The organism is Xanthomonas sp. SHU 166 (assembly GCF_000364685.1).
In the GTDB taxonomy this organism is placed as follows: Bacteria; Pseudomonadota; Gammaproteobacteria; order Xanthomonadales; family Xanthomonadaceae; genus Xanthomonas_A; species Xanthomonas_A sontii.
The window spans coordinates 1-1,159 of sequence record NZ_AQOJ01000362.1; the positions used below are offsets into that span (position 1 = coordinate 1).

The window sequence follows — 1,159 nt, forward strand, 5'->3', positions numbered from 1 at the left end:
CGGCACCCCACCGCCGTGCAGCAGCAGCCGCGGTCGACGTCCGAGCAAGGCCTCGCCCTGCTGCAGGCTGCGCTCGATCAGCGCCACCGCCGCGCCGTCGCAGCCGGAGGCCAGGGCGTCGGCGGTGTCGGCGGCGAACTCGTGGTAGTCGCCGCCCTCGGCCGGCAGCTGCGCCGCCTTCTGCTGCAGGGCCTGGCGCATCACCGTGGGCGACGGCGCGATGCGGCCGCCGTGGTGCAGGCCGTCGCGATCGAGCAGGTCCACGGTCAGCGCCGTTCCCACCCCCACCACCAGCACGTCGCCGCCGCCATGCGCGGCGAGCAGGGCCAGGAACCGGTCCACGCCGAAGGCCTGCGGTCGCGCGTACGCGATCCGCACCCCGACGCACGCGGCCTCGGTGCGCACCACCTGCACCTGCGCGAAGCGGCTGCGCAGCGCCTCCAGCACGGTGGCGGTCAGGGCCGGCGCGGCGACGCTGGCAACGTAGGCGGTGCCACCCTGCGGCAGCGCCGCGACCGCCGCCGCGTCCATCGCCTCGGCACCATGCGGCCAGGCCTGCACCGCGCCCACCTGCCCGTGTTCCAGCGCGGCGAACTTGAAGCGCGAGTTGCCCAGGTCGAACAGCCAGTCGCTCATGCCGGCCTCACGCTGACGTCGCCCGCATGCACCAGCTGCTCGCCGTCGGCGAAGGCCACCCGCAGCGCGCCGTCCTCGGCCAGCCCCAGGGCCGTGCCTTCGCGCACCTGGCCGCCATCGTCGATGCGCACGGCGCGTCCGGCCAGCAGATCCAGCGCGGCGTAGCGCGGCAGGAACGGCGCCAGTCCTTCGGCATCGAACAGCGCCAGCGCCGGCAGCAGCTGCGACAGCACCGCCGCGGCGATCGCATTGCGCGACACCGCGCCGCCGGCCAGCCGCGTCAGGTCGGTCCACGGCTGGTCGATGTCCGCGGCAGTGGCCGCCGGCATCGCCACGTTCAGGCCCAGGCCGATCACGGCCCGCGCCGGCCCGGCGAACTCGCCGCCGCCTTCCACCAGCAGGCCGCCCAGCTTGCGCCCGTCGGCCAGCAGGTCGTTCGGCCACTTCAGCCCGACTGAGGCGAATCCGGCCGCACGCAGGGCTTCGGCCACGGCCACGCCGGCCGCCAGGCTCAAGCCGCCCA

2 protein-coding genes are annotated in these 1,159 nt (G+C 75.8%); both read right to left on the reverse strand.

Translation table 11 applies throughout. The features are described from left to right. Positions 1-636, reverse strand: a 636-nt coding sequence (locus tag D180_RS10355) for a type III pantothenate kinase (protein WP_017912734.1), incomplete at its 3' end; no start/stop codon positions are given. Continuing rightward, the coding region (locus tag D180_RS10360; RefSeq protein ID WP_017912735.1) for a biotin--[acetyl-CoA-carboxylase] ligase at positions 633-1,159 on the reverse strand (527 nt) is incomplete at its 5' end. The genes D180_RS10360 and D180_RS10355, both read right to left, overlap by 4 nt.